Origin of the sequence: Bradyrhizobium australafricanum (genome assembly GCF_020329495.1) — a bacterium.
In the GTDB taxonomy this organism is placed as follows: domain Bacteria; phylum Pseudomonadota; class Alphaproteobacteria; order Rhizobiales; family Xanthobacteraceae; genus Bradyrhizobium; species Bradyrhizobium australafricanum.
In genome coordinates, this window is sequence record NZ_JAGKJL010000021.1 from 43,327 (window position 1) to 68,840 (window position 25,514).

Here is a 25,514-nt window from a genome sequence, read left to right on the forward strand (position 1 = left end):
AGCAGTTTGTCGACCACAAACCATCGATCGACCTGCATCTGGCGTAAAGTGGGGTGGAGAAAACTACGCGCTTCGGCTCCGCTAGATTTAAGGGCGGGAACCCCAACGTTTGCTTGTTCCTATCCTTTTTGTGGAGGACATTGGCTCGCGGGAACGAAACGTTTCCGGGCTCCACTGGCGGTGTTTCTGTCTGCCGAGACGTCTGACGGTGATGCATCGTGGGTCGTCAAATCTGCAGCCTCCGCGTTATTGCGCATTCCGGCGAAAAGCTACTAAGTTTCCTTAGAGTGGACGTGCAACAACGCAGTCTCGAGTTGCGATTGTTTCTAGCAGATGCTCTGTGATTTCAATCGGCGGCCATGGATCAATTCGTCGGCTGATCTACGGTTAACGAACGGCAAACACGTGGAAACTATCTTCTCGACCTCCTCGGTTCATCCCCGCGACCGATTTGATTATTGGCACAGCCTGGCCTGCAAGAAGATCGTGGGTCATGACTCTGTGCCGGAAAATCGCCTGACATTCCAAGCCGAGATCAAAGCCGCGAAGTTCGGCAACCTGGACCTGGTTGAATTCAGCAACTCACCGATGCAGGTCTCTCACACCTTGGCCCACGTCGAGCGCACCGGCCCCGACACGTTGTTCCTGTGTTACCAATTGTCGGGCAGGGTCCTTATCGTCCAGAACGCGCGCGAGGTTAACCTGGACGCCGGTTCTTTGATGCTGCTTGAGCCGCTGTTGCCTTATGATGCGAAGTTTTCGCCAGACTCGAAAACTCTCCTCATCAAGGTTCCGCGCCGGGAGCTACGCGCACGGATCGGTACAAACCGCGAGTTGATCGGGCGTCGCGTGACTGCCGAGCGGACGGACGATGATCTGGCGCTTTCGGTCGCTGCAAAATTGCCGTCGCTCGCTGGGAGGACAGCTTCCATAACAGAAGAAATGGTCGGCAATCACGTGCTTGACTTACTCGGACTATCCATTGCGAGAACAATTGGGAGCGCTACCGTTCGCGTCTCGAATCCAAAAGCGCTATTGCTGGGGCAGATTCGTTCAGTGGTGGAAGCGAGGCTCACCGATCCCGACCTCGACGGACAGAAGGTCGCCGATATCGTTGGAATAAGCGTCCGATACGCCAATGCGCTTCTTGCCGAACAGGACTCCTCACTTCACCGTCTCATTCTGTCCCGACGGCTCTCGCGTTGCCGGTTTGCTCTTGAAGACCCCAACCAAGTCCATCGAACCATAGCCGAAATTGCACAGGGATGGGGGTTTTCGGACATGACGCATTTTGGCCGCTGCTTTAAAGGGGCTTATGGGGTTTCACCGCGCGAGTATCAGAAAGCAGCGGCGCAATCCCGGCAAGATGGTCGGCCCTGACCCTGGGCGCGCTTTTCGGGAGAAAATCGTGGCCGACCTCCATCGGCGGTCCGCTTAGAACTGTCGACGTATTTTAGCTTCTGGATTTCAACAGCATTGCAAGCGATGTCAGCGTCACCTTGCCGGCTGGATCTTGGTCGGCTGCCTCGAGCTTCGTCGCGCCGATCGCGCGCGCCTGATCGAAGCGCCGAACGCTGGCGACATTGACCGGGTTATAGCTCTTGCGCACTGCTTGTTGCGGTCGGCCGTCTTGGCCATCTTGTTGGACTGATCCTCGGCCGTGCGGCCGCCGGCGTCGCCGTCGACGGCGCCCGAGCGGCGCTGGGGGATCTCAGTCTTGCCGAACGCGAGCTCGCACACGGATGCAGACATTGGGCTCACAGCTCGCGGTCGCCACCAAGGACATCGCCGAGATGAAGGCGTCGATTTTGTTACAAGCGATCTCTTCGATTCGATCGCCCGAACATGTGATCTGCTGGTATCTAAGCTTCCCTACGCACCGGACACTGCCGCCAAGGCGAGCGATAATTTTTGGAGCGGCGGAATAGACGGTACTGAGCTTCTGCGAAGAGGTCGTCGTGGCTCTTCCCACGAGTTGGACGCGGACGGAACAGCCTGCATCAATTCCCTGTTTCCGAATCCTCCGGAACGAAAGTCAGGGATCATTTTAATGCTTGGCTTGGAGGCAATCTCACCGAGTGGGGATGTGCTGGATAACACCTGGCATGTGCCGGGATATCAAGATTTGCTCTCCGAGCAGCCATTCTAAGGTGATATGAGCGCGTGGCGCTTTGGCGTGGTCAGTATGCGTCGATCTCGGATTGGCCGCGGTTGGTGGAAGGAAGTCGCAGGCAATGGCGTGTTCTTTGCAGAAGATAGAAGCTGCAGCGTCATCGCTGATCACGATGCCTACGGGTCATCTGCTGGATTATCGCCGAACAGCCCGTAGCGTGCGCTGTCGAGCACAGCATCGATTTCATCGATCGTCAGAAGAGTTCCTATAGCTGGGCATCAGCTGCTATTCCGTGGCGGGTCAGTTCGTCACCCTTGCGCCGGCCACGTAAATCCCGTCCCATTGTCGTCCAGTGCAAAGCCCGCGATTGTCAGCGTCTAGCGCTGGGCGCAGGTCTTCTTGACCCAGTCCCGGCTGCGGGCGCCGGTCGGATAGACACTGTTTGCTACCTTCGACACCACGCCCTCGTAGCCGAGCTTGCAAGCATGGGTGAACATCTTGGGGCCGTCGATCGCGAAGCTTTCGCTGAACTGGATGGCGGCGCCGGCAAAGGCCGTCAATAAGGTCGGCAATAGCCGCAAGCGAGTTGAGGGCCGGCTGAGGTCGGCGATGAAGAAGTCGTTAGGAACGGCACCTTCGAAGCGTGGTTAGCAACGTGCCGCTCCCCGGCACAGCGCATTCGCGAATGAAGGTGCCCCGGCTCTTGCCCCCCAAAGACCCGGGGCACATTCGCGATTCATTCCCATGGGGGCCGTAGCTGTGGACCGGATAAAGCGCAGCTTTTTTCCCGCCGGGTACCCGCTAAGCGGGCAGCTCGAAAACCAGACCGCGTCGCGACGCTGGGAAATAGTGGCAACATTACCGCCACTGGATTAACGTGGGTTATTTCCACCCGATGCAAACCGTTGCTAGCCGCGCTGTTATCGTTGGATTAATGCCGGAGTGAGTTATGCCCGCCAAGCCGTGGTCCGAAGAGGACGAGCAACAGTTGCTAAAAATGATACGAGAGACAGCCCTAACGCAGTTGGAGATCGCCCGGAAGCTTGGACGAACGGAGGCTGCGGTAAGCAGTCGGCTTACGATCATCAGAAAGCGGGAGCAGGTTGTCGGCGCCCGAGCAAAGCACCCCCGCGGCGTGCCTGCTCGAGCTGTCATTTCGTCCTCTCGAAGGACGACCGGGAAATAGGAACTAAACGGCCGAGTGCTGGTTCTGGCGGGAAGGTAATCATGGCAACTCGGCCTCGGTGCCCCCCACCGCGCTGGGGCCATTTCGCGAAGAGGCCGCCAACTGAGTGGCCTCCGCTACCGAAAAATATCCTACGCACCCTACAACGACGACCAGCCAGACGAGCGATAAAATTCGATATATGGTATTGGGCAGCACCATTAAGGTTCTTCGGCCTCCTCCGTTACCGAGCCTTCTTTTTTGTCATGCTGGCGGGCGGTGACGGGCGGAAAGCCGTTTATCTGATCGCTCTCTTCATCAATTTCATCCATTCGAGAACCTTGCCAACAAACTGCCTTCAGCTCCCGGCGGCGAGTCAGTTCGGGCAGAGAGCCGAACCTTTCAGCTTTTTGCGCGCCATCAATCTCGCACCGCCGTCAAGTCTGTCGACCTAGATTATCTTTCAAGATTCGGTTACTGAGATGATGACCTTGAGAGCGTTCGTCTTGGCCGCCTCGCCGAACGTCGCATAGGCGTCCATGATATTGTCGAGCTTGAAGTGGTGCGTGATCAGTCGCTTGGGATCGATCTTGTTTGATTGTACAGTCTTAAGCAGCATCGCCGTTGTGACGGTATCGACGAGTCTTGTCGTGATCGCGACGTTACGGTCCCAGAGGCGTTCTAGATGCAGATCTACCTTGACGCCATGGACGCCGATGTTAGCGATGACACCACCAGGCGCCACGATGTCCTCGCAAGTGACAAAGCTTGAGGGAAGGCCGACGGCTTCGATCGCGGTATCGACGCCACGACCGTCGGTCATCTTCATGATTTTCTCGACTGCCTTGCCGTCCCTATTGTTTATTGTTGTGGTCGCACCGAAGCGGGACGACATTTCGAGCCGGTTGTCGTCAAAGTCGATCATTATGAGTTCCGACGGTGAGTAGAATTGAGCCGTCAGCAACGCCGCAAGCCCGATCGGGCCGGCTCCGACGATCGCGATGGTCGCGCCGGGTTGAACCTTGCCGTTGAGCACGCCGCATTCGAACCCGGTGGGCAGGATATCGCTCAGCATTACTGATGCTTCCTCATCCGCTCCGGCGGGGATGCGGTATAGGCTGGTTTCGGCAAAGGGAATGCGGACATACTCGGCCTGGGTGCCGTCAGTCGTGTTGCCGAGGATCCAGCCCCCGTTGACACAATGCGAGTACATTCCGCGGCGGCAATAGTCGCATTTTGCGCAGGACGAGATGCAGGACACGATCACGCGGTCGCCGGCCCGAAAGGCGGTGACGGCGGCGCCGACTTCTTCGATGACGCCGGTACCTTCGTGGCCAAGGATACGGCCTGGTGTACAGGTCGGCACGTCGCCTTTGAGGATATGCAAATCTGTTCCGCAAATCGTCGTCCTGACGATCTTGACGATAGCGTCCGTTGGCGCGGCAATCTTCGGCTTTGGGCGATCCTCAAGCGCCTTCTTTCCGGGGCCTTGGTATACCAGCGCTTTCATAACCATTCTCCTACGTTCGATTTTGCCAATCGAGTGAATCGTCTCGAGCATCAGGCGATGCCCCAGTGTCACCGGTGCTATCCTCCCACGCTGCGCCTGGGCATAGTCGCGTTTCATTGCAGAGAGCAGGCGAGCGGTCAGAACCGCGCCGGGCGCTCCGATCGGACAGCCGTGGGCAACGGCACCGCACTCGACCTTGATGACTGAGCGAGTCCAAGCTGCCGGTCAGGGCGATGGTGATCGATGCAGAGGCCTCATCTCGATGCGTCCAATCTCGCCAACCCGATCAGGCGCCTGCCGGACGACAAGATGAAGCCGAGCCCCAACATGCGTAGCGAAAACTATGACAGTTACTTCCTAGTTCCCTTGATAACCATCAATCGCCCGTATTATTCGGCGAGCAGGAGCAACTGGGAATATATGCTTGTTCATCACAGGTGTAGGATTGCGACCCGACCGCGCCCGAGCCGATCGACGTCACTGTCGACAGAAGATGCATCAAGCCTGCGCCGATTACTTCGAGGCGCTCGTGAGAGGACCTGTTCATTGACGATGGTCAATGCTTGAAGCCGTTGCGGAGTTCATGATTCCTTGTGATGCCAGCAGCGAAGGAAGTTTCTATGCGGCTCGGGAAAATATGCATCGCTCTTGCGATACTACCCGGCCCGCCCGCTTCCGCCCAGGCCGGCCGGTACGGGTTTTGTCCTGTAAAGCATGCGGAGATTGTATCCGCATGAAGCCTGCTCAGACATTTTGATGTTCTCGATTGTTAAGTCCCGGAACGCCAGCAAACATTGCGAACCGGCGCTCACGCGATCGACAAACAATGTACTACTGGTGTTGGGGCATCGGTTGACGGTCTTTGGAATGCAGGTTCATCATGAAAGTCGGAATCGTTGGAGCAGGTAGGGTAGGGTGTTCCTGTGCTCTTGCCATGGTGGTACGGGGGAGTGCCCGGACAATTGTGATCGTGGACCGAACGTCTAAGCGGGCGGGGGCGGTCGCCACCGATCTTCGTTACGGAGCGCCGCTCGGCCCAAAGACCACCATTGTCGATGGCGACTATGAAGAGCTTGCCGATTCTCAGCTGGTTGTGATTGCCGCCGGCATCAATGAAAAGGCGGGGGGCGCCACCGACCGCAGCGATTCCCAGGGCAGGTTGCGGTTGCTTGACAAGAATGCTGAAATCTACCGCGAGATCGTTCCGCGCATTGTGCACGCCGCGCCTAGCGCGGTGATATTGGTCGTGACCGATCCGCCGGATCCGCTCGCCGATATTGCGCGCGCAAGCGTATGCCATGATCGCGTGCTAAGTACCGGTACGTTTTTGGATTCCTTGCGTTTCCGCGTTCATCTGGCGGCGCATTTCGGCGTCGATGCCAATCAGGTAGAGGCGCAGGTGGTCGGCGAACATGGGACCTCGCAGGTATTCCTCTGGTCAACCGCCCGGATCGCCGGCGTGCCGGTCGGCGAACTCGTCGGACTTCGTGGCCGAGTGCCTCACAGTTTACGCAGGCAGATCGAGGCAGACGTTCGTTACGCGAATATCTCTATCATCGAAGGCAACGATGCGAGCCAGTTTGGCATTGGTATCGTTGCGGCGCGGATCGCGGAAATTGTTCTTCGCGATGAACGAGCGGTGATTCCGATCGGCAGCTATAACGGCAAATTTCGCGTCACTCTCTCACTTCCGAGCGTCGTCGGGCGCGAGGGAGTGCTTCGGATTTTCGAACCCGAGATGTCCGTCGAGGAGCAGCGGGCGCTGGAACTGGGCGCGGCTAACTTAAGGAGGTCGCTAGGTCGTCGGTAGACGGAAAGCATTTTGTCGGGCTGCAGCGCCGGACGCGAAATGCGCCCGGCGTGCCAGAGCTGATTGATAATCAATCCGTCAGCCTGGTCCGCCGCTCTCGTGACCTCACGCCGTGCCTCCTGCTTGCGGCGTGGATGCCGGGGGCCAGGTTGGCCTTGCATCGACAGTTGCTTGTAGTAGGAGGCCGCGAGGGCACGTTGCCGGTTGACGCGCCCGCGAGCGCGTCAACGACGCCATGACCATTCGATGCGGCAGCCTGAAAAGGACCCAGCCGGTACGGCAGGAACAGCGTGTTGGTGTCCGCCGTCTGCCTGACGCGAGGGCTGCCGCAACGATGGTGGCTTCGTCTATGTTTCCCTCCTTTCGAGGATGAAGAGACCCGCGGGATGGTGACCCGCGCTGAAGTCCACACACGCAACAAAGATGTCGCAACTTCGAAGAATTGCTCCGTGACAAAGATCAATTTCGTGTCCGTGCGAGAAGATCGCGCGAAACTGACGACCGTCAAGGGGGAGGCTGGCCTGCGCACGGTATCGTGCGGCGAGGAGACGCTTCCTATGATTATCGCCGCCGTGCAATCGAATCAGCCGCGCGCCAGCCATGTTATGCGCATGGCGAGATTCGAGCGATTTTTTCGGATCATAGCCAGCGTCGATGTCGACAAGCAGGACATCAAGCGCTACAGCAAGCGCTACAGCGATTTTATCAACCAAAAACTTTATGATTTCCTGCCGCGGGCCCAGGCGGTCGCCAAGGCGAACGGCGGCGTGATCCTGGAGCCATTCGACCTGCCGGTCACCAAGGGATTGCAGGAATGCATCCATGAATTCGTGAGACTCGACGAAGAGATCGAGCCGCGGCTAATCCTCGACCGCGTCGCCACGCGCCCGCCGATTGATCTTGCTTACGGAGAGGATCGAGGCTCGCCTACCGGACATCGTGGGACTGAGTGTCGCGCTCGCGCATACGTTCAACATCATCGCCCCCGGGTTGTAGAATCCATCGAACGAGCACTGGCGGAAGTGTTTTCGTATTTTCGATCTGCTGCTGTAGCTGCGCGAACAGCAGAGTAGCCAAACATCGCGACGGCTGTCGCGAGCGAGGAGAGAGCGATGATCAGGGATGTAATGGTGTGGCTGGACGGCGGCGCCTCCGACGAAATTCGTCTGGCAGCTGTCGCCGACATGACCCGCCAGCTGGAGACCCGCGTGGTCATCGGGTTGTATCTCAACGTTCTGCCTTTGCCGGGGCCGATTGAGGGCGACGTCACCGCCACAATCGTCGAGCATGCGCGCCAAACTGGCAATGCGGTGGAGGAGGCACTAGCCAAGCGGCTGCGAATGCTGGATCGGATGGTCGAGGTCCGGCGCCTCGATGTCTTGTCCGATGACGTAGCCAAAATTGCCGCGCGAGAGGCGCGCTCCGCCGACACCTTCGTGGCACTTCGTCCCAATGGCGCGATGGATCCGGAACAACTCGTCGAAGGCGTGCTGTTCGGCTCTGGCAGGAATGTCTATCTCGTTCCCGAGACGGAGCGGCCGAGGATCGCCTTCGATCGCGTTATGGTCGCTTGGAACGGGAGCCGGGAAGCGGCTCGTGCGCTTGCCGAAGCGATGCCGTTTCTTCACAAGGCGGAAAGTGTGTCGGTCATCGTTGCGACCGGCGAAAAGCCTACCGAGGAGGAGGCGGTGATGGGGATCGATGCCGTTAATCATCTTCGGCATCATGGAATCAAGGCCAGTCTGCATCGCATCAAGTGCCGCTCAAGCGAAGTCGGGCCGCAATTGATGGCTGAGGCCGAGCGCCGGAAGGCGAACCTTATCGTTATGGGCGGATATGGTCACATGCGCCTGCGCGAGCGGCTGCTCGGCGGGGTGACCTACAGCCTGTTGCACGAAGCGCCTATCCCGCTGCTGATGGCGCATTAGGACACGTCGCACCTTGCCCCGACAGCGAGATTGCAGATGCCGACGATTGATAGCCGCCGCGAGCAGATGTTTCCCAAGCTTGCGCCGCATGAAATCGACCGTCTTCGCCGCTTCGGCGCGGTGCGGAACTACCGTGCCGGCGAAGCGCTGTTCGTGACCGGAGAAGTCGCCCCGGGCATGTGTGTGCTGATCAAGGGCTCGGTGCGCGTCGTCAGGCGCGATCCGCTAGGCCATTGCGCGCCGATTGTGGAGCAGGGACCCGGTGAATTCGTCGCCGAAGTGGGACAATTGTCAGGCCAGCCCGCTTTTGTCGACGTTCACGCCATCGACGATGTCCAAGCCCTCTTGATCCCGCCGGAGAATCTACGTGCGTTGATGATTGGGGAGCCCGAACTCGGCGAACGGATCATGCAGGCTTTGATCCTCCGCCGCATTGCGCTGGTAGAGGCAGGCGCCGGTGGTCCAGTCCTAATCGGCCCCGAATCGAGCCCAGACGTTGTGCGCCTGCAAGGCTTTCTCGCCCGCAATGCGTATCCACATCAAGTGCTCGATCCAGCAAAGGACCCCGACGCGGCGAAGCTTGTCCAGCAGTATGCACCAAATCCGGCCGACCTGCCGCTTGCGGTGTGTCCGAAAGGAACAATCCTGAAAAATCCGAGCGAAGCAGAGCTGGCGCGCGCGCTTGGAATGGTGCCGATCGACGACGAGAGCCGAACCTATGATGTCGCAGTCGTTGGCGCTGGCCCGGCGGGCCTTTCGACGGCGGTGTATGCCGCATCAGAGGGCTTGTCGGTCGTCGTCTTCGACGCCCGTGCCTTCGGCGGGCAAGCCGGGGCCAGCGCGCGGATCGAGAACTATCTCGGTTTTCCCGCCGGCATATCCGGCCAAGCACTCACCGGCCGCGCCTACGTCCAGGCGCAGAAATTTGGCGCGCGGATGGTGATCCCTGCGGGGATATCGCGACTCGATTCGAGCGAATCACCGTTCACGCTGCACCTGGAGGATAGGCGGTGTGTGAGGGCCTCGACGGTGGTGGTTGCGAGCGGCGCCCGCTACCGCCGCCTCAACGTGCCGAATCTGCCGAGTTTCGAGGGACGCGGCGTTTGGTATTGGGCTTCGCCGATCGAGGCACGCCTGTGTCGGGGCGAGGAGATCGTCCTGGTCGGAGGCGGAAATTCAGCGGGCCAAGCCGCCGTATTCCTGCGCAACTTCGCAAAAAAAATCTGGATGCTGGTTCGTGGACCAAGCATCACGGAGAGCATGTCGCGTTACCTGATCGACCGTATTGCGAATCTCGATAATATCGAGGTGCTGACCCACACTGAGGTGGTCGCGCTTTATGGCAGCCGGGAAGGGCAATTGGAGCGCGTACGCTGGCGCAACAGCTCGACCGGCGAGGAAACCGAGAAGCCGATCCGCCACCTCTTCCTCTTCATCGGCGCGGAGCCGGCAACGGCTTGGCTTAAGGGCGCCGGGGTCGCGTTGGACAGCAAGAATTTTGTACTGACTGGATGGGACACTCCCTCCACCATCCGCTCGAAGGGTGGCGCTGGCCGTCCGTTGCTACTCGAGACCAGCGTAGACGGTGTATTCGCCGCCGGCGACGTGCGATCCGGGTCGGTCAAGCGCGTGGGTGCTGCGATCGGTGAGGGTGCCGTCGTCGGGGCGGAGCTACACATTGCGCTTGCCAACGGCCAAGTGCGAGACAAGAGTGAACAACGCGCCAGTCAAGACTCGCGCGAAACCGAAAACGCACTTGCAGTCCCATCACAACAGTGAGCAGCGGCGATGCCGAGATGTATCACGGCCACGACTTGCGAAGTTGACCATGCCAAGGTCGGCAGGGGTGGACTGGATACGATCCCGTTCGGACATCGCGCTGCTGCCGCGGCTTTGAGTAGCTTTTCGAATGCGATCATGAAAACCGTACCCGGCCGTTTCGCGATCTCAAACAAGCCACGCATATCTTGACGGCGGTCAAGGGCCAGCTCGGCGGTTTGCGGCATCATCGTTCGGGTCAAGGAACCCAGCGGAGAAAATCCATGTGCGACTACAGCCTACATGCCGTTACGTCACGCCCTGCAAAGGTGGGAGAGAGTTTGGTGTCGACCAGCTTTCGCGGCACATCGACCCGCGGCTTTGCCAACAAGGACGAACCCACCGTCGCCGTTTGTCTGCTGCCCGGCACCGAGCTCGCATTCGAGCAGGACGTGAGATACAATCGCAACTGGTTGTTGACCAAGAGCGCGGGCTTCCGTGTCGCCCAATTCTGCGTGATCAAACCGAAAACGCCGGGGCAGCACCACGATGCCCTGCTGTTTCCCGACGGCACCATCGTTCTTGTGAATCTCCTGTCGGAAGGACAGCATGCTCGGGTGCTTCAATTGCCAGCTGTCTGGCTGAGAAAGAAGAGCGGCGATCACGCTGGGCCCGCCCCCGTCTACTTTGCCGAGCAGGATGACCGCGTTGAGATCGAACCTGCTCAACAGGCATCATAGGTCTGGCCGGATAATTGGTGCTACTCCCGTCCTCAGGGGCGCAGAGGGCGACGCGATATCTCGTCAAGCGTTCGTGAGAAACGTCCAGGCCCGCCCGAAGCCGCAATCCTGCGCCCTTGTCATCTTCGGTGTCACAGGAGACCTGACCAAACGGCTGGTGATTCCTTCGCTTTACAATCTTGCGGCAGCCGAACTGTTGCCGGAAAGATTCTGCGTCGTCGGCGTCGCGCGCTGCGGCATATCGAACGAAGCGTTGCGCGAGAGCCTAATGAAGGGTCTGCATCAGTTCGCAACCCGCCCCGTGGAAGACGCGGTCGCGAATCGTCTTCTGGAATGCATCACCTCGGTCGTGGCCGATCCCGGCGACGGCTCTTCTTACGATCGTCTTAAGGAGCAGCTTGAACGGTTGGAAGCCGCGCGCGGCACCGGGGGCAATCGGCTGTTTTATTTGGCGACACCGCCTGATGCCTTCGCGCCGATCGTGCGCCAACTCGGCCGTCTCGGCTTGTTGAAGGAGGACCCCGGCGCCTGGCGGCGGGTCGTGATCGAAAAGCCGTTTGGAACCGATCTGGCATCGGCGCGTGTGCTGAATGCGGAATTGTTGAGCATCCTCGGCGAACACCAGATCTACCGAATCGATCACTACCTTGGCAAAGAGACCGTCCAGAACATCCTGGTGCTGCGCTTCGCCAACGGAATGTTCGAGCCGATCTGGAACCGCCATCACATCGATCACGTGCAGATCATCGTGGATGAGCAGCTCGGTGTTGGCCATCGCGGTAGCTTTTATGACGCGACCGGCGCTCTTCGCGACATGGTGCCGAACCATCTTTTTCAGCTGTTATCGCTGGTCGCTATGGAGCCGCCGAGACATTTCGATGCCCATAACGTGCGTTCGGAAAAGGACGGAGTGCTGTCGGCGATCCACTGTCAGAGCGAAGAGGAGGCGCTGAAAAACTCCGTGCGCGGCCAGTACACTGCCGGGAAAATCGGCGACACGGAGATTCCTGATTACCGAAATACCCCGGACGTCCGGCCGGACAGCGCTACGGAGACTTACGTTGCGATGAAACTGAATATTGACAACTGGCGTTGGGCCGGGGTCCCCTTCTATTTGCGCACCGGAAAGGCGCTCGCCATGAAGCGCACGGAAGTGGCGATCAAATTCCGCGAGACGCCGTTTGCGATGTTTCGATGCACGCCCATCGAGCAACTGGCTGAGAACTATTTCGTCATCGGCGTCGAGCCGAGTGAAGGCATCACGCTGCAGTTCAACACCAAGGTGCCGGGGCCAGTGATCAGGATCGACGGCGTGCAAATGAAGTTTCTCTATAAGGACTACTTCAAGTCCGAGCCTGCGACGGGATATGAGACCTTGATTTACGATTGCATGATTGGCGACAACATTCTGTTCCAACGCGCCGACGGCGTGGAGGCTGGCTGGCGGGCGGTTCAGCCGCTCCTCGACGCCTGGAAACGAGTGGGCAGCAAGGGGTTGGAATTCTATCCTGCGGGCAGTGAGGGCCCTCCGGGCGCGTTTGAACTTTTGAAGCGCGATGGCCGAAGCTGGCGGAAGCTCTGACGGCGATGCGCTCGGGGAAACAGCCGCCGAGAGATTGTGGGCCTGGATTCAGTGTCGACCGCGATACCGTGGAATCGGCTCACTTATCGCTTATCAAGGGTTGTGAGCACCGGCAGTTTCAACGGGGCTGTGCTTCGACGAAGAAAATTTAGGGATCAATATCTGAGAGCGGTTGCGTGGGCAGCGAGCCCAGGCCGAGAGTTGTGTATGGCGCTCAAAATCGAAAACTATGCGATGATCGGCGACTGCAAGACAGCAGCCATGGTCGGGCACAATGGCTCGATCGATTGGCTGTGCTTGCCGAGATTTGAGTCGGCTGCGTGCTTTGCCGCTTTGCTTGGCGACGCAGAAAATGGACGGTGGCTCATTGCGCCGAAGGATGAGCCGATCGAGACGTCGCGACGCTACCGCGCAGGCACGTTGGTTCTCGAAACGGAATTCAGAACGAAGGGTGGCACTGCGACGCTTATCGATTTCATGGCACCGGGAAATCGGGCCGAGCTTGTACGCATCCTCGTAGGTCGACAGGGGCGAGTCGAGTTTCACTCCGAATTTGTAGTGCGATTCGACTATGGGGCGACGGTGCCGTGGGTCAACCGGCTTGATGACGGCAGCATCAGCGCAATCGCCGGTCCGGAGCGTCTGGTGCTGCGTACGACAGCCGCGCTTCACGGCGAGGCCTAAAAACAGTTGGTGAACCTACGGTCACGGCCGGCCAGTCAATCCCGTTCATCCTCTCCTACGGGGCGTCGTTTCAAGATCCTCCTTCGGCGATTGATGCCTTCGACGCGCTGAAACGAACGGAAGCATTCTGGCGTGGATGGAGTGATCGGTGTCCCGAAGTCGGTCGCTGGACGGAAGCGGTCAAACGTTCGCTCATTACATTGAAGGCTCTGACCTACGCCCCGACCGGCGGGATTATCGCCGCGCCCACGACCTCTCTGCCGGAGCTTATTGGTGGAATCAGAAATTGGGACTATCGCTTTTGCTGGTTGCGTGACGCCACGTTCACCCTGCTGGCCCTAATGCACCTCGGGTACTACGACGAGGCGCGGGCATGGCGAGACTGGCTCCTTCGCACCATCGCCGGTAGTCCGGAGCAGGTGCAGATCGTGTACGGAGTGGGAGGCGAACGCTGGCTGCCGGAGCTGACCATTCCGTGGCTCGGCGGTTATGAAAGATCGTCGCCGGTGCGCATCGGAAACGCCGCCTACCAGCAACTCCAACTGGACGTCCTCGGCGAGGTCGCCGACGCCATGTTCCACGCCGGGAAGGGCGGTATAGGTTTAACCGACCGTGGCCGCGCCCTGCAGCCCATCATGCTGAAATATCTCGCCAGCGCTTGGCGCGAGCCGGATCAAGGTATTTGGGAGGTACGCGGCGAGCGGCAGCACTTCGTCCATTCGAAGGTCATGGCCTGGGTTGCGTTCGATCGTGCCGCGAATGAATTCGCCACCCGCGGATCAATCGAAGCATCTCGGCATTGGCGAGCGGTCGCCGACGAGATCCACGCCGACGTGTGCGACCGCGGCTTCGACCGCGATCTCGAAAGTTTCGTGCAGGCTTACGGCTCAAAACGGCTCGACGCTGGCTTGTTGCTGATGCCGCTGGTTGGCTTTTTGCCTGCAACGGATCCGCGCGTGAGGAATACCGTGCAGGCCATTGAAAAGAGACTGCTGGTCCAGGACGAGTTTGTTCTGCGGTATGAACGCGCTAATCCCGGTGACGGTCTGCCCCGGGGAGAAGGAGCGTTTCTGGCGTGCAGCTTTTGGTTGGCCGACAATTACATTCTGCAGGGCCGCTATTTGAAGGCCCGCAAGCTGTTCGACCGCCTCCTATCGCGTTGCAATGACGTGGGACTGTTCGCCGAGGAATACGGTCCGTTCGCCGGCCGCATGCTGGGCAATTTTCCGCAAGCCTACAGCCATGTGGGTTTGATCTGTTGCGCCTTGAATCTCACCCGGGGAACGTGTCCTGCGAAGGAGCGCGCCGAGCCGCAGCGCCCGGCGATGCGTCCGATTCCGCAAGCCGCAGCGGAGCCGGACTGACGTAGACGTTCCTGCTGGACGGCGGCCCGCGGGCAATGTCAACCAGCCGGTCTGGTTCTTCGAATATCATTTTTTTGCTGCTGGCGGTGGCGAAAACGGGCAATCGTCAAAGACAAATATCGCCGCTTGAGGTGATGTGTTTTCAGCGTCTCATGCAAGCAAGAGGAATAGTCAATGGTACTCAACGTGGTGACGATCAGTGGCAGCCTGCGCAAGGGCTCGTACAATACCGCGCTGATGCGGGCGTTGCCTAAGCTTGCGCCTTCGAATCTTTATCTTTCCGAGGCGCCGCCGTACGACGGCATGCCCCTGTACAATGTGGACGTTCAGGCCGCCGGCTTTCCAGGTGAAGTGACGACCTTCGCTGAAGCCATCAGGAAAGCCGATGGCATAATCATCGTCTCGCCCGAATACAACTGGACTATTCCCGGAGGCCTGAAGAACGAGCTGGATTGGGTATCGCGCCTGGAAAATCAGCCCTTCAGGGAGAAGCCAGTCGCCATTCAGTCCGCCAGCGGCGGTCCCCTGGGCGGGGCGCGAATGCAGTATCATCTGCGAATGGCGCTTACCTATCTCAGCGCCTTCGTGTTTGGGATACCGGAAGTATTCGTCGGACTAGCCCAGACAAAATTTGATCCGCATACGCTCGAACTGAAGGACGACCCGACCAGGAAGGTGGTTGCCGATCAGCTCGCGGCCTTCGCGAAATTCGTTGCTCGCTTCAAAGGGTGAGCTTCAACACTATTTCTTCCTTGGCGGCACGTTCCCACCATTGTCCAGGATCGCGGCCACCGACTGTCGGTCAGGTGAATCGGCTCACTCGTGCCAGTATTTGCCGATCTCGAATTCTGGCAGCTTGATCGCAAGCCTAGCCAACTGCATTTCACAACCTGGCGAAGCACTGAGACAGTGAGCCTATAGTTTATATGTGCGTATGCCTCGTCGCGCCCCGTATTGACAGTCGTGTATCGACGGCGTGAGCCAGTCATCACTGGCCAATTATTCTACCAGCCGCGATGGACCGATCGTAAGTTGATGCCTACGTAAAAATACGACATGGCGCATCCTGCGTATGGCCGATATTGCATAAGTGTGTAGGCTGCGCGGTTGAGTCATGCGTCTGCTCGCAGCACACATAAAAAGGAGAGCGGCTCGCGTCGGCGAAACCAATGTTCCTGGCTTCATCTGATACGCTCAGAGGGTTTGCGACAATCAAGAAACCCGCATGCCCGAAGTGTGGACGCGCTATGGCCGCGGGCAGGGCCGCGCCAGGCGCGCTCGGTTATCAAGAACTCACTTTTGCTTGTTCGACGTGCGGCCAGTCCACGACACTTTCAATCCCCATCGATCCGCTCAAGAGTGATGCGGTAGGTTGGCTTAGAAGCGAGCTCAGGCCGCCGAAATAGTCAGATTTGTTTGCATGCCGCGGCAGAAGAAGGGAGGAACGGGATCATGGTTAGAGTACAGCCGCTCAACGGCGAAGAACCCGAAAAGTCCGAGGACGTTATTCAGCGCGAACTGCTTGGTCCGCGCGGCGTGCTCGGCGCCCCGGACTCTGCCAGGCTGAGCCCACAGGGCGAAAAGAATACGCATGATTTCGGCGCAGTGCATAGAGTGGCGAGGACCGCTGGTGGATTGCTTTCTACTGTACTTTGCGTCGGCTCAGGTCGAGCTGCGTACATCCCGTACCACGATCTGCCTGACGCTCGCGGCGGGCATTCGCCGTGATCGACTTCGCTATGTCGGCCTTTGTGACCCTGTTACTGGTCGTCGACCCCGTCGGATTGGTGCCGGCGTTTCTCGCGGCAGCAGGCGGACTCAGTAGCCGAGACAGGGCGCGAATCGTCGTCCGGTCTCCGCTGATCGCTGCGGGGATCCTTGTAAGTCTTGCATTATGCGGGAACTGGCTGTTGGGCCAGCTTGGGATCAGCATTCCAGCTTTTCAGATCGCGGGCGGACTTCTTTTGTTCGCTGTTGCCTACCAGATGGTCTTCGGTGACCGGCCGCACCGGGAGGCACGCGAAACCGACAAGACGATGGCCGAGCAGGTTTCGGATATCGCCGTCTTTCCGTTGGCTATCCCGCTGATGGCCGGACCAGGCGCAATTGCCACCACGCTATTGTTGTCCAGCGCCGCAGGCACGACATCGAGACTGGTTGTGCTCATTCTGGTCATTCTGCTGGTGTGCCTGACCTGCATGATTAGCTTTGCTCTGGCCGTGCCGATCGCGAAAACACTGGGCAACACTGGAAATGCCGTGCTTTCCCGGCTGCTCGGGATATTGCTCGCGGCTTTCTCGGTTCAGTTCGTATTGGATGGGGTCGCATCCGCTCACGCAAGCGCCTGAATAGTCGGTGGGCGCGTTGACGAGACGACCCATCAATGACCGCGTCGGCATGCCATGCTAATTTGGCAACGGTCTGAGGCGGCCCCGCTGTACGTCAGTCCACCTCCACAGAATCCCCTCCGTCCGGCAGACTTCGCCGCACCGGCAGATATTCCACGCCGCCGCTGCTTTGCATGCGGACGGGTTGCGGATACAGTTTCAGGAGCTCGAAAACGCCGTCAGGCATGTCAGTGTTCACGGGCAGGCCCAGCCGCTTCGCTGTCGACGCCCAGATCGGATAGTCATGCGTCCAGGCACCGGATGCGAGCTGTTCCGCCAGCTTGGCGGCTTGTTCAGCGGGCAGCCGCCGCTCCAGCAGCTCGCTTGCCGACTGTTTGACCTGCGCAATAGCCTTGCGGCCGACGTCGGCCATTATCAGCGTTTGATCTTCAATCTTGGCTAGCGGCTTCTCCTCGACAACCTTAATCAGCGAGACTGCCGGCGACTGTCCGAGCTGCGGATCGATCGGGCCGAGCACGGCATGGCTGCTCATCACGGTCTCGTCGGCCGCCAGCGCGATCAGCGTACCGCCGGACATGGCGTAGTGCGGCACGAAGACCGTGACTTTCGCCTTGTGCTCGCGGATCGCCCTGGCGATCTGCAGCGCTGCCAACACGAGTCCTCCCGGCGTGTGCAGCACGAGGTCGAGGGGCACATTTTCGTCTGTCATCTGAATGGCGCGCAGAACCTCCTCCGAATCGTTGATGTCGATATAACGCGCGATCGGGAAACCCAGTAGCCGCATGGTTTCCTGCCGGTGCACCAGCAGGATCACCCGCGATTTTCGCTGGGCCTCCAGCTGCGAGATCTTGCGCACGCGCATCGCCTCGAGCATGCGCTGGCGCAACAGCGGCTGGATCGCCGAGAACATGAAGAAGATCCAGAAGAGATCACCGATCGACATGGAAGCCTCCACGAATAGCACCTCACATCCGCCCTTCAGGATCGAAGCCGAGCACGCCTTCGTCCCGATAGTAGGCCCGGTAACGCCGTTCGGACTGGACGATGAGAGAGACAAGTGCGAAGCCTGCCACAAACCCGCCGATATGGGCCCACCACGCGACGTCCGCGCGCATTGGCGTTACCGCCAAGTCCAGGAGTCCCTGCAAGATTTGCATGAGGAACCAGAACCCGACATAGAAGAAGGCATAGACTTCGAAGAACAGCGGGATGAACAGGATCGGGATCACCACGACCACCCGGGCGAGGGGGAACAGGCGCATGTAGCTCCCGAGGACACCGGCGATCGCTCCCGAGGCGCCCAATGCCGGTACGATCGAGACTGGGTTGAAGAAGATATGCGCGACAGAAGCCGCAACGCCGCAGGCAAGATAGAATGCCAAATAACGGCCATGACCCAGCCGATCTTCGATCGTCGGACCGAACAGCCATAGCGTCCACATGTTCAGGATGAGGTGCAGCCACCCGCCGTGCAGGAACATCATAGTGAAGAGCGGCAGGACGTCGTCGATGGCCGGGTCGATCCCATCGGAGGCAAGAATCCCGGAATAACGCGCAGGGACAAGCGCGAATTGATACAGCAGCTGCTCAAGCTCGTAGGGGCTAAGGCTGATCTCGAACAGGAACGCGATACAGTTGGTGGCGATCAGCACCCACGTGATCACCGGCGGGTAACGGGTCGGGACAGTATTCCTGATCGGGAACATCTGCGTCTCTTCGTAACCGTTCCGCGATGCCCGGTAGATACTGCGCCCAGATTCCTGGACGGACCATGACGATCGTCAATTTTCGGGCGGGGAGGGCCAAGCGTCGCCGCCGGCTGCGGGTGGTTTCGGTACGTCCGGGCGGTTGTTCTCGCTATCCTCCGGTTACGGCGAGAACGGCTTCCTTGATCTTGGCCAGCCCAAAATGTCCGATCATCTCCAAATCGACGTGCGGTAAATTGGGCATTTCATTTGAGATGACGGTTGCGTCAACAATTGCCGGGCCATCGATCGCGAGAGCTTCGACTACCGCTGCCATCAATTCCCACGGGCGTTTGGCCATGTATCCGTGGCCACCGCACGCACGGGCTAATGCTGCGAAATCCGGGTTTGGAAAGTCGATGGCTTCGCGAAATGGCACCAGTCCGACGCTTTCGGCTTCCAGCGTGATCAGTCCGAGCGACGAATTGTTGTAGATGATGACCTTGACCGGCAGGTTGTGATGCACTGCTGTCAGAAATTCGCACATCAGCATATTGAACCCGCCATCGCCGGTCAGCGCGATCACCTGACGGGAGCGATCCAACGCCTGTATGCCATTGGCTTGGCCGAGGGCCGTTCCTACCGCCGCATTGTTGAAGGATCCGATGATCCGCTGCGTCCCGGTCTGACGGATCCAATTGGCCGACCATAGCGTGTTTAGGCCGGTATCCAGGACGAATATCGCGTCGGAACGGGCGAGATCGCTAACCGCGCGGGCAACCGCCTGTGGATGGATCTGATGGTCGCTCCGCTTGATATCCGCTTGCTTGTTGAGCATGGCGTCCCATTTCCTGCGCTCGTCGGCGACCTCGTCCCAGAATTCGGTATCGGTCTTCTGGGCAACCCGGCCGAGTAATTGCTTCAGCGTCGGCCGGACCGATCCGGCAACGCCGAGCGCGGTCAGAACGCGTCGTCCTAGCACCTGTGGTCGTTCATCGATCTGAATCACCGTGCTCTTGGTCGGAAGGAAGTTGGAATAAGGATAATCAGTGCCGATCATCAGGAGCAGGTCGCAACGCATCACGGCATTGTAGACGGCCCGCGTCCCGATCATGCCGAGACCGCCCATCCAGCGGGGATCGTCGTAGGGCAGGAGGTCTTTGCCCTTAACTGTATGGATCAGCGGAGCCTTGAGCCGATCCGAAAGAGCGCACAACAGGTCAACGGAGCCGCGGCAGCCGGCGCCGCACATCATCACTATCTTGCCCGCCTCTTCAATCCGCCGGGCTAGTTCGGCGATCCTTGCCTCGCTGGCGGTGACTTCCGACCGGGGCTTCAAGGTTGGGATGCTGGGAACGGTGCCTTGCGCTTTCGCTGCGATCACGTCCTGCGGAAGCGTCAGATGTGCGACGCCCGGGCCGGCATAAGCGGCCGCTATCGCCTGATGGATGACCGCCGGTGCCTGCGCTGCGGTCGAGATGGTCTCGGTGTAGAGCGACACGTCACGAAACAAAAGATCGGGTTCAGTGGTCTGGATGTAATCGGTGCCATGTAGCTTGCGCGGCATGTCGCCAGACAAGGCCAGCACTGGCGCATGATCGCGGGCCGCTTCATAAAGACCAGCAACCAGATGATTGCTGCCAGGTCCAGTGGTGCCGGCACACACTGCGAGCGTGCCCGTGATCTTGGCCTGGCCGGCGGCGGCCTGCGCCGCGCCTTCCTCGTGGCGGACGCCGACCCACTCGATCTTGCTGCGTCGGACCACATCGGCAAGCGGATTGAGCGAGTCGCCGATCAATCCGAAGATGTGCCGAACGCCGATCTGTTCGAGGGCACTTACCAGAATGCCGGCAACTGTCTGTGACATGTTCCGTTCCCAACTCTCGCCACCGAAGTTCGTTCAATGCGGCAGGCTGGCGCCCCCACCGGCCATAGACCTTGACCGGCGTCAACCCGTCAACGAGGCGACGAAGTTGTGATAATTGCTGGCCCAGCTCCGTTGTTCCAACAGCGCTTGTCGCGGCAATGTGCGAGCAGTCGCCGCATGGGCGCGCCCGGTCGAGACCGGACGATGAGCCGCTACCTCCCCGTTTATGCGGGCGGTGGCCGCTCTCAGTAATTTAATGTTGGAACAACCCGTGCGGACGAGATCATCCGGATGTGCGCCGGGGCGCCACACCTCCTGGTCGATCGGCGCGCCAGCAGGCAGACCCCACATTGCTCTGATCCTGTCGTCCCATTGCAATTCGTTGGCTTGTGGATTCCACGCTTAACGGCCAAGCTTCACAAGATCGACGGCGGCCGGGCGATTACGATCGGCTGCACCATTTCGTCGCCGATGGCACGTCTGGGATGCGACACCGGTGGAGACAGAGCTGCTCAAAGACGCCGACCGGCTTGTCGGCGGCGGTGATGCGGTGCTGGTTATCGACGACACTGGGGAGCCGAAGAAGGACGAACACTCAGTCGGTGTTGCGGCTCAATATGCCTCGGGCTTGGCAAAAGGGGCGAATTGCCAAACATTGGTGTCGCTGACGCTCGCGTGGTGAAGTGCCGGTGATGATCGCATTGCGTCTCTTACTACCCGAGAGCTGGACCAGCGATGCGGTACGGTTGAAGCGCGCCGGCGTACGGTCAACTACCGATCGCCACGGTCCAAGCCAGGGATCGCTTTGGCGAAGATTGATCGCGCGATAGCAGCCCGCGTACGCTTCGGTTGTGTGCTGGCGGACGCGGGATACGGCCTGAGTGCGCCGTTTCGACAAGGACTCACGGCACGCGGGCTGGCGTGGGCCGTTGGCATCCCGCGTCACCTCAAGGTATACCCGGTCGGCGTCAAGCTTATCTGGCCGGTTGCAATGCGCGGGCGTCCCCCAAGCGGTCCATTCCGGACATCCTGTCGCGCCCGGCCGAAGACATGCTGGCCGACACCAAGTGGAAAAATGTGAGTTGGCGAACGGGGACAAAAGGCCGATTGAAAACCCGGTTTGCCGCGGTTCGGGTGCGGATCGCCGATGGATCTCCCCAGCGGATCAAGGATAAGGGCCAGCAACATCTTCCCGCCGAGGAGGCTTGGCTGACCGGCGAACACAGGACGTCAGGGGAAAAGAAATACTATCGCCAATCTGCCCGCCGCGACAGATCTGCGCACATTAGCCGCCGCCATCAAGGCACGATAGATTTGCGAGCAGGCGCATCAGCAGTTGGAAGAGGAACTCGGGCTTGATCACTTCGAGGGGCGGTCCTGGCAAGGCCTGCATCGTCACGCGCTGATGACCATGATCGCCTACGCCTCCCTGCAACACCCAAGCCTCGTCAGGCGGGGCGGAAAAAAAGAATCAACGGACCGCCGCCGCAGCCAAGCTTACCGGCGGTACGCCACACCATCGTCGACTTGATCCTTCGACCGTCAGCTCAGCGATGCCCATACTGCCGAAAACGAATCCGTGAAAAGCTGGCAGAGAATCAGTATCGTATTGTCGGAGCGGAAAAACTAATGAGTTCTTACCCTAGATCCTCCGCACTCGGGAAGGATGACAGGCGCGCGCAAGGCCATCAACCTTGCTATTTGCCGGCCAATTTCTTGATCGCCGACTTGATCGACGACGCGGCCTCGTCATAACCCTGCCATGCCGTGCCTCTGGCGAGCAACGCTGGCGCAGTGCGCACGGTGTAGCGCTCCGGATCGAGATCACTTTTCACCTGCGCCCAGGTCAGCGGCATCGAAACGGTGGCTCCGTCACGCGCCCGCGGCGATAGGGGTGCGACTGCCGTCGACGTGCGATCGTTGCGCAGATAGTCGAGGAAGATCTTCCCCTTGCGCAGCCGCTTCGATATGTAGAGCAGATACTGGTCGGGCGCATCCCTGGCCATCCACTGGCAAATGCCTTGCGCGAAGCCTTTGGCTTCCTTCCAGCTCAGCTTGTCTCTTGCACGATAGAGCAGCGGCACGACCACATGCAGACCCTTGCCGCCAGTGGTCTTGCAAAAGCTTTCCATGCCGACATCGGCCAAGCGCTGTCGCATCTCCTTGGCCGCAGTGACCACTTCGGTGAAATCGACGTCGGGCGCCGGATCAAGGTCGAACACGAGCCGGCCCGGCGTGTCATAGGCATATGGCGCGCAATTCCATGGATGCAGTTCGAGGCCACCGATCTGCGCGACCATGGCAAGCCCTTCGACGCGATCAATCTGCAAATATGGTTTGCGGCCGCCGGAGACTTTTGCGAGCTTGAGATATTTCGGTGTTCCCTGCATGGCATGACGCTGGAAGAAACGTTCGCCGTGGATGCCGTCGGGACCGCGGATGATCGAACAGGGTCGGCCCTTGATGTGGGGAATCAGCCATTCGCCGACCGCCTCAAAATATCGGGCGAGGTCGAGCTTCGTCACTGGCCTCCCGTCGCCGCCGTCCGGCCACAACTCCTTGTCGGGCTTTGAAATGACAACGCCCATGACCTCGGTGGATGTGCGCTCCGCCCCTGCGGGCTGCACCCCAGTCGGTTGCCGCGATGTCGCAGTTGCGCGTGCGACCGGATTGACAACTTTGTAAGTTACCGGCTCTTCCGCCTTGACCTCGCTGGCCAGCTTGTTCTGCCGAGATTGCTTACGTCGTCCCATGTTTGCAATGGCTCCTGGATACCAGAATTGTGGAAAAAAAGTTGGATCAGGCCGTCGGCCGATGTTTTCTCCATGCACCTCAGCCTTAAGTTCGTCGACTGAGTTGCTCCATGCAGTCTTCAAGCAATGCCGCAGGCAGTCGGTGTGGGACCATCGCGCTCGACGCCGCGTACCGAGCGCGCTCGACATGTGCCATAGCTTTGCTGATGAGCCGCTCGCCGTTTCCCACGTGCCATCCTGTCGTTGACCGGCGATGCGCTCGACCCCCCTTTCGTGCCGACATCATGATACCGGAACGCGACGAACTGGCGTGCCGGCGCCACCTGAAGTTGGAAGAATTGTCCGCCGCCGCGTGTGCCCGGTTTGGCGCGGCCGCGCCGCCCAAGTCCGGTTCCGCGAAGGCGACCGCTGCACCTTGAGCAATTTGCTTTTGCCTGCCTGCTTGCCTTTGCGTTGCGGTGGCCATTGCGCGCACCCATCTTATGCGCCGCTTCAAGGCGCACAATTACTCAAAGATCCGATTTTCTCGCTATTGAGGCTCCTATGCTTCATTGACTCGTCGGTTCGTCGCGATTGAACGCTTCGGGAGCGTTCGCCGGTGATCCGTGGAGGTGTGCCGACGACGTTGGTTGCGAGAACCACTCCGGTCGCCGCAGCGCTCTGCCGAAGCGCTTTCATCAGACTGGTTAGCTTGGTCGAGGTTCGACAAACGCAGTCGGCCTTTCGGCGTTGTCAATGAATCGCCGGCAAGCGGCGATGGAAGCGGCGACCATTCCATCATTGCGGCCGAGAATCGGTCCTTTGGCCCTTGACGGTCGTCATGGAACCGGCGGCGCGATGCGCATAATCATTTCTCGCCGAAGCCGATCGAGGAGACAGTTCCATTCAGATCAAGGTTGCGAAGCTCATCGCTGCAACACCCGCCACGGCATTTGCGATCGTTGCGAACGTCGCCGATTGGCCCGACATCGCGCTCGATCAGAAGCATCGAAGTGCTCACCGCCGGCCCGATCCGCGCCGGCACGCGGTTGCGCGAAGATCGCGTCATGTTCGGCGCCGAGGCGACGCATGAGCTGGAAGTCGTGACAGTCCATGTACAGCGGCAGGCGCGGCATGATGCTGATCTGTCGCAGCCGTCCGGAGACGGTGCCGGGACAGGGACTGCAGCCGCTCACGGCGCCGTCCATGAGAGTGAGCCTGCGCGACGAACTGGAACGCAACGCCTTCGCGGCGACGATCGACCGGCACGTTGCCGTCTAGGCTCTGCAGGCGTCCTCGCAGCGGTTCCTTGATTGCGTGTTGCTTGATGACCGTCAATGACCGGGCGTGCGCGTCGGCGCATGCTGACCGCCAATGACGGCGACCAGGAGACTTCGATCATGAAAGGATTCAGACCGCTGCACGATCGCGTCCTGGTGCGACGCATCGAGGCCGAGGAGAAGACGCCCGGCGGCATCATCATCCCCGATACCGCAAAGGAGAAGCCAGTCGAAGGCGAGGTGCTGGCGGTCGGAGCCGGCGCGCGCGACGAGAACGGCCGGATCGTTCCGCTCGACGTCAAGGTCGGCGATCGCGTCCTGTTCGGCAAATGGGCTGGCACCGATGTGATCATCGACGGTGAGGACCGGCTCATCCTCAAGGAGGCCGACATCCTCGGCGTGATCGAAGGAAAGACTCGCGCGCACGCCAAGGCGGGTAGCGCGCAGGCGTCGACGGCATCGATTTCGTCTTCAAGGAGTAAGCCAATGGCTGCCAAGGAAGTCCGGTTCAGCGGCGAGGCGCGCGAGAAGCTGCTGCGCGGCGTCGACATTCTGGCCGATGCGGTGAAGGTCACGCTCGGGCCCAAGGGCCGCAACGGCGTGCTCGACAAGTCGTTCGGGCCGCCCCGTATCAGCAAGGACGGCGTCACGGTCGCGCGCGAGATCGAGCTCGCCGACAAGTTCGAGAACGTCGGCGCCCAGCTGCTCAAGCAGGTCGCGCTGAAGACGAGCGAGTTCGCCGGCGACGGCACGACTACGGCGACGCTGCTCGGGCAGGCGATCGTCCGCGAGGGCGCCAAGGCAGTCGCCGCCGGCATGAACCCGATGGACATCAAGAACGGTATCGAACTCGCCGTCATCGCGGTGGTGGCGGACATTGGTGACGGATTCGGTGGACGTGCACGAGGAGAACTGGCCTGAACTGCGAACGGTCTCCATTGCGCCGCC

General features: G+C 59.8%; 17 protein-coding genes and 6 pseudogenes. 15 read left to right on the forward strand and 8 right to left on the reverse strand.

Annotated features, from left to right (window positions below):
- The first annotated feature begins 405 nt into the window (after nt 1–405).
- Nucleotides 406–1,380: an AraC-like ligand-binding domain-containing protein gene (locus J6525_RS20010; RefSeq protein ID WP_225645967.1), complete on the forward strand. Its 975-nt coding sequence runs from the start codon at nt 406–408 to the stop codon at nt 1,378–1,380.
- Between the two features lie 73 nt (nt 1,381–1,453).
- Here J6525_RS20010 and J6525_RS20015 read toward each other — a convergent pair whose 3' ends face one another.
- The gene (locus J6525_RS20015) at nt 1,454–1,609 is read right to left on the reverse strand and encodes a hypothetical protein (RefSeq protein ID WP_225645968.1); all 156 of its coding nucleotides are present in this window, start codon (nt 1,607–1,609) and stop codon (nt 1,454–1,456) included.
- Between the two features lie 108 nt (nt 1,610–1,717).
- Here J6525_RS20015 and J6525_RS20020 point away from each other — a divergent pair, with 108 nt between their 5' ends.
- On the forward strand, nt 1,718–2,149 hold the full coding sequence (locus J6525_RS20020; RefSeq protein ID WP_225645969.1) for a class I SAM-dependent methyltransferase: 432 nt from the start codon (nt 1,718–1,720) through the stop codon (nt 2,147–2,149).
- 253 nt (nt 2,150–2,402) lie between these two features.
- Here the strand turns inward: J6525_RS20020 and J6525_RS20025 are convergent.
- Nucleotides 2,403–2,661, reverse strand: a pseudogene (locus tag J6525_RS20025) (non-homologous end-joining DNA ligase); the annotation flags it as partial.
- A 1,080-nt stretch (nt 2,662–3,741) separates the two neighbouring features.
- Entirely contained in the window at nt 3,742–4,788 is a 1,047-nt protein-coding gene (locus J6525_RS20030) for a zinc-dependent alcohol dehydrogenase family protein (RefSeq protein WP_225645970.1), read from the reverse strand.
- Between the two features lie 880 nt (nt 4,789–5,668).
- On the opposite strand from J6525_RS20030, the gene J6525_RS20035 reads away from it, so the two are divergent.
- From J6525_RS20035 to J6525_RS20075, 9 genes and pseudogenes are all read left to right on the forward strand, one after another.
- A complete protein-coding gene (locus J6525_RS20035; RefSeq protein ID WP_225645971.1) occupies nt 5,669–6,598 on the forward strand; it encodes a lactate/malate family dehydrogenase in 930 nt (309 codons plus the stop codon).
- 449 nt (nt 6,599–7,047) lie between these two features.
- Nucleotides 7,048–7,671, forward strand: coding sequence for a DUF1931 family protein (locus J6525_RS20040; RefSeq protein WP_225645972.1), 624 nt, complete (start codon nt 7,048–7,050; stop codon nt 7,669–7,671).
- A gap of 39 nt (nt 7,672–7,710) precedes the next feature.
- Nucleotides 7,711–8,526, forward strand: coding sequence for a universal stress protein (locus J6525_RS20045; RefSeq protein ID WP_225645973.1), 816 nt, complete (start codon nt 7,711–7,713; stop codon nt 8,524–8,526).
- A 36-nt stretch (nt 8,527–8,562) separates the two neighbouring features.
- Nucleotides 8,563–10,305: an FAD-dependent oxidoreductase gene (locus tag J6525_RS20050; RefSeq protein ID WP_225645974.1), complete on the forward strand. Its 1,743-nt coding sequence runs from the start codon at nt 8,563–8,565 to the stop codon at nt 10,303–10,305.
- Nucleotides 10,306–10,568: 263 nt separating this feature from the next.
- On the forward strand, nt 10,569–11,024 hold the full coding sequence (locus J6525_RS20055) for a hypothetical protein (RefSeq protein ID WP_225645975.1): 456 nt from the start codon (nt 10,569–10,571) through the stop codon (nt 11,022–11,024).
- A gap of 73 nt (nt 11,025–11,097) precedes the next feature.
- Entirely contained in the window at nt 11,098–12,606 is a 1,509-nt protein-coding gene (zwf, locus tag J6525_RS20060) for a glucose-6-phosphate dehydrogenase (protein ID WP_225645976.1), read from the forward strand.
- 207 nt (nt 12,607–12,813) lie between these two features.
- Nucleotides 12,814–14,654, forward strand: a pseudogene (locus tag J6525_RS20065) (glycoside hydrolase family 15 protein).
- 174 nt (nt 14,655–14,828) lie between these two features.
- The gene (locus J6525_RS20070; RefSeq protein ID WP_225645977.1) at nt 14,829–15,386 is read left to right on the forward strand and encodes an NADPH-dependent FMN reductase; all 558 of its coding nucleotides are present in this window, start codon (nt 14,829–14,831) and stop codon (nt 15,384–15,386) included.
- Between the two features lie 992 nt (nt 15,387–16,378).
- Nucleotides 16,379–17,002: a MarC family protein gene (locus J6525_RS20075; protein WP_225645978.1), complete on the forward strand. Its 624-nt coding sequence runs from the start codon at nt 16,379–16,381 to the stop codon at nt 17,000–17,002.
- Between the two features lie 94 nt (nt 17,003–17,096).
- Here the strand turns inward: J6525_RS20075 and J6525_RS20080 are convergent, their stop codons facing one another.
- The 3 genes from J6525_RS20080 to J6525_RS20090 form a co-directional block, all read right to left on the reverse strand.
- On the reverse strand, nt 17,097–17,945 hold the full coding sequence (locus tag J6525_RS20080; protein WP_225645979.1) for an SDH family Clp fold serine proteinase: 849 nt from the start codon (nt 17,943–17,945) through the stop codon (nt 17,097–17,099).
- Nucleotides 17,946–17,967: 22 nt separating this feature from the next.
- Nucleotides 17,968–18,708: a rhomboid family intramembrane serine protease gene (locus J6525_RS20085; RefSeq protein WP_225645980.1), complete on the reverse strand. Its 741-nt coding sequence runs from the start codon at nt 18,706–18,708 to the stop codon at nt 17,968–17,970.
- Between the two features lie 151 nt (nt 18,709–18,859).
- On the reverse strand, nt 18,860–20,554 hold the full coding sequence (locus tag J6525_RS20090; protein ID WP_225645981.1) for a thiamine pyrophosphate-dependent enzyme: 1,695 nt from the start codon (nt 20,552–20,554) through the stop codon (nt 18,860–18,862).
- A gap of 496 nt (nt 20,555–21,050) precedes the next feature.
- Here J6525_RS20090 and J6525_RS20095 point away from each other — a divergent pair.
- A pseudogene (locus tag J6525_RS20095) lies at nt 21,051–21,635 on the forward strand (transposase).
- A 616-nt stretch (nt 21,636–22,251) separates the two neighbouring features.
- Here the strand turns inward: J6525_RS20095 and ligD are convergent.
- Together ligD and J6525_RS20105 are read right to left on the reverse strand one after the other, a co-directional pair.
- Nucleotides 22,252–23,151 (reverse strand): annotated as a pseudogene (gene ligD / locus J6525_RS20100) (non-homologous end-joining DNA ligase); the annotation flags it as partial.
- Between the two features lie 1,003 nt (nt 23,152–24,154).
- Nucleotides 24,155–24,295, reverse strand: a complete 141-nt coding sequence (locus J6525_RS20105; protein ID WP_225645982.1) for a hypothetical protein — start codon at nt 24,293–24,295, stop codon at nt 24,155–24,157.
- Between the two features lie 125 nt (nt 24,296–24,420).
- Between J6525_RS20105 and J6525_RS20110 the strand changes: the two genes are divergently transcribed.
- From J6525_RS20110 to J6525_RS20120, 3 genes and pseudogenes are all read left to right on the forward strand, one after another.
- Nucleotides 24,421–24,567, forward strand: coding sequence for a hypothetical protein (locus J6525_RS20110; protein ID WP_225645983.1), 147 nt, complete (start codon nt 24,421–24,423; stop codon nt 24,565–24,567).
- A gap of 119 nt (nt 24,568–24,686) precedes the next feature.
- Nucleotides 24,687–24,962, forward strand: a pseudogene (locus J6525_RS20115) (co-chaperone GroES); the annotation flags it as partial.
- Between the two features lie 90 nt (nt 24,963–25,052).
- Nucleotides 25,053–25,445, forward strand: a pseudogene (locus tag J6525_RS20120) (TCP-1/cpn60 chaperonin family protein); the annotation flags it as partial.
- Between the last annotated feature and the right edge of the window lie 69 nt (nt 25,446–25,514).

Bases quoted from the DNA above. Each gene is read 5' to 3' on its own strand.
- J6525_RS20050 (WP_225645974.1), top strand. From the start codon at position 8,563: ATGCCGACGATTGATAGCCGCCGCGAGCAGATGTTTCCCAAGCTTGCG.
- J6525_RS20055 (WP_225645975.1), top strand. From the start codon at position 10,569: ATGTGCGACTACAGCCTACATGCCGTTACGTCACGCCCTGCAAAGGTG.
- J6525_RS20035 (WP_225645971.1), top strand. From the start codon at position 5,669: ATGAAAGTCGGAATCGTTGGAGCAGGTAGGGTAGGGTGTTCCTGTGCT.
- J6525_RS20045 (WP_225645973.1), top strand. From the start codon at position 7,711: ATGATCAGGGATGTAATGGTGTGGCTGGACGGCGGCGCCTCCGACGAA.
- J6525_RS20085 (WP_225645980.1), bottom strand. From the start codon at position 18,708: ATGTTCCCGATCAGGAATACTGTCCCGACCCGTTACCCGCCGGTGATC.
- J6525_RS20080 (WP_225645979.1), bottom strand. From the start codon at position 17,945: ATGTCGATCGGTGATCTCTTCTGGATCTTCTTCATGTTCTCGGCGATC.
- J6525_RS20090 (WP_225645981.1), bottom strand. From the start codon at position 20,554: ATGTCACAGACAGTTGCCGGCATTCTGGTAAGTGCCCTCGAACAGATC.
- J6525_RS20110 (WP_225645983.1), top strand. From the start codon at position 24,421: ATGATGCTGATCTGTCGCAGCCGTCCGGAGACGGTGCCGGGACAGGGA.
- J6525_RS20030 (WP_225645970.1), bottom strand. From the start codon at position 4,788: ATGAAAGCGCTGGTATACCAAGGCCCCGGAAAGAAGGCGCTTGAGGAT.
- J6525_RS20105 (WP_225645982.1), bottom strand. From the start codon at position 24,295: ATGCTTCTGATCGAGCGCGATGTCGGGCCAATCGGCGACGTTCGCAAC.
- J6525_RS20070 (WP_225645977.1), top strand. From the start codon at position 14,829: ATGGTACTCAACGTGGTGACGATCAGTGGCAGCCTGCGCAAGGGCTCG.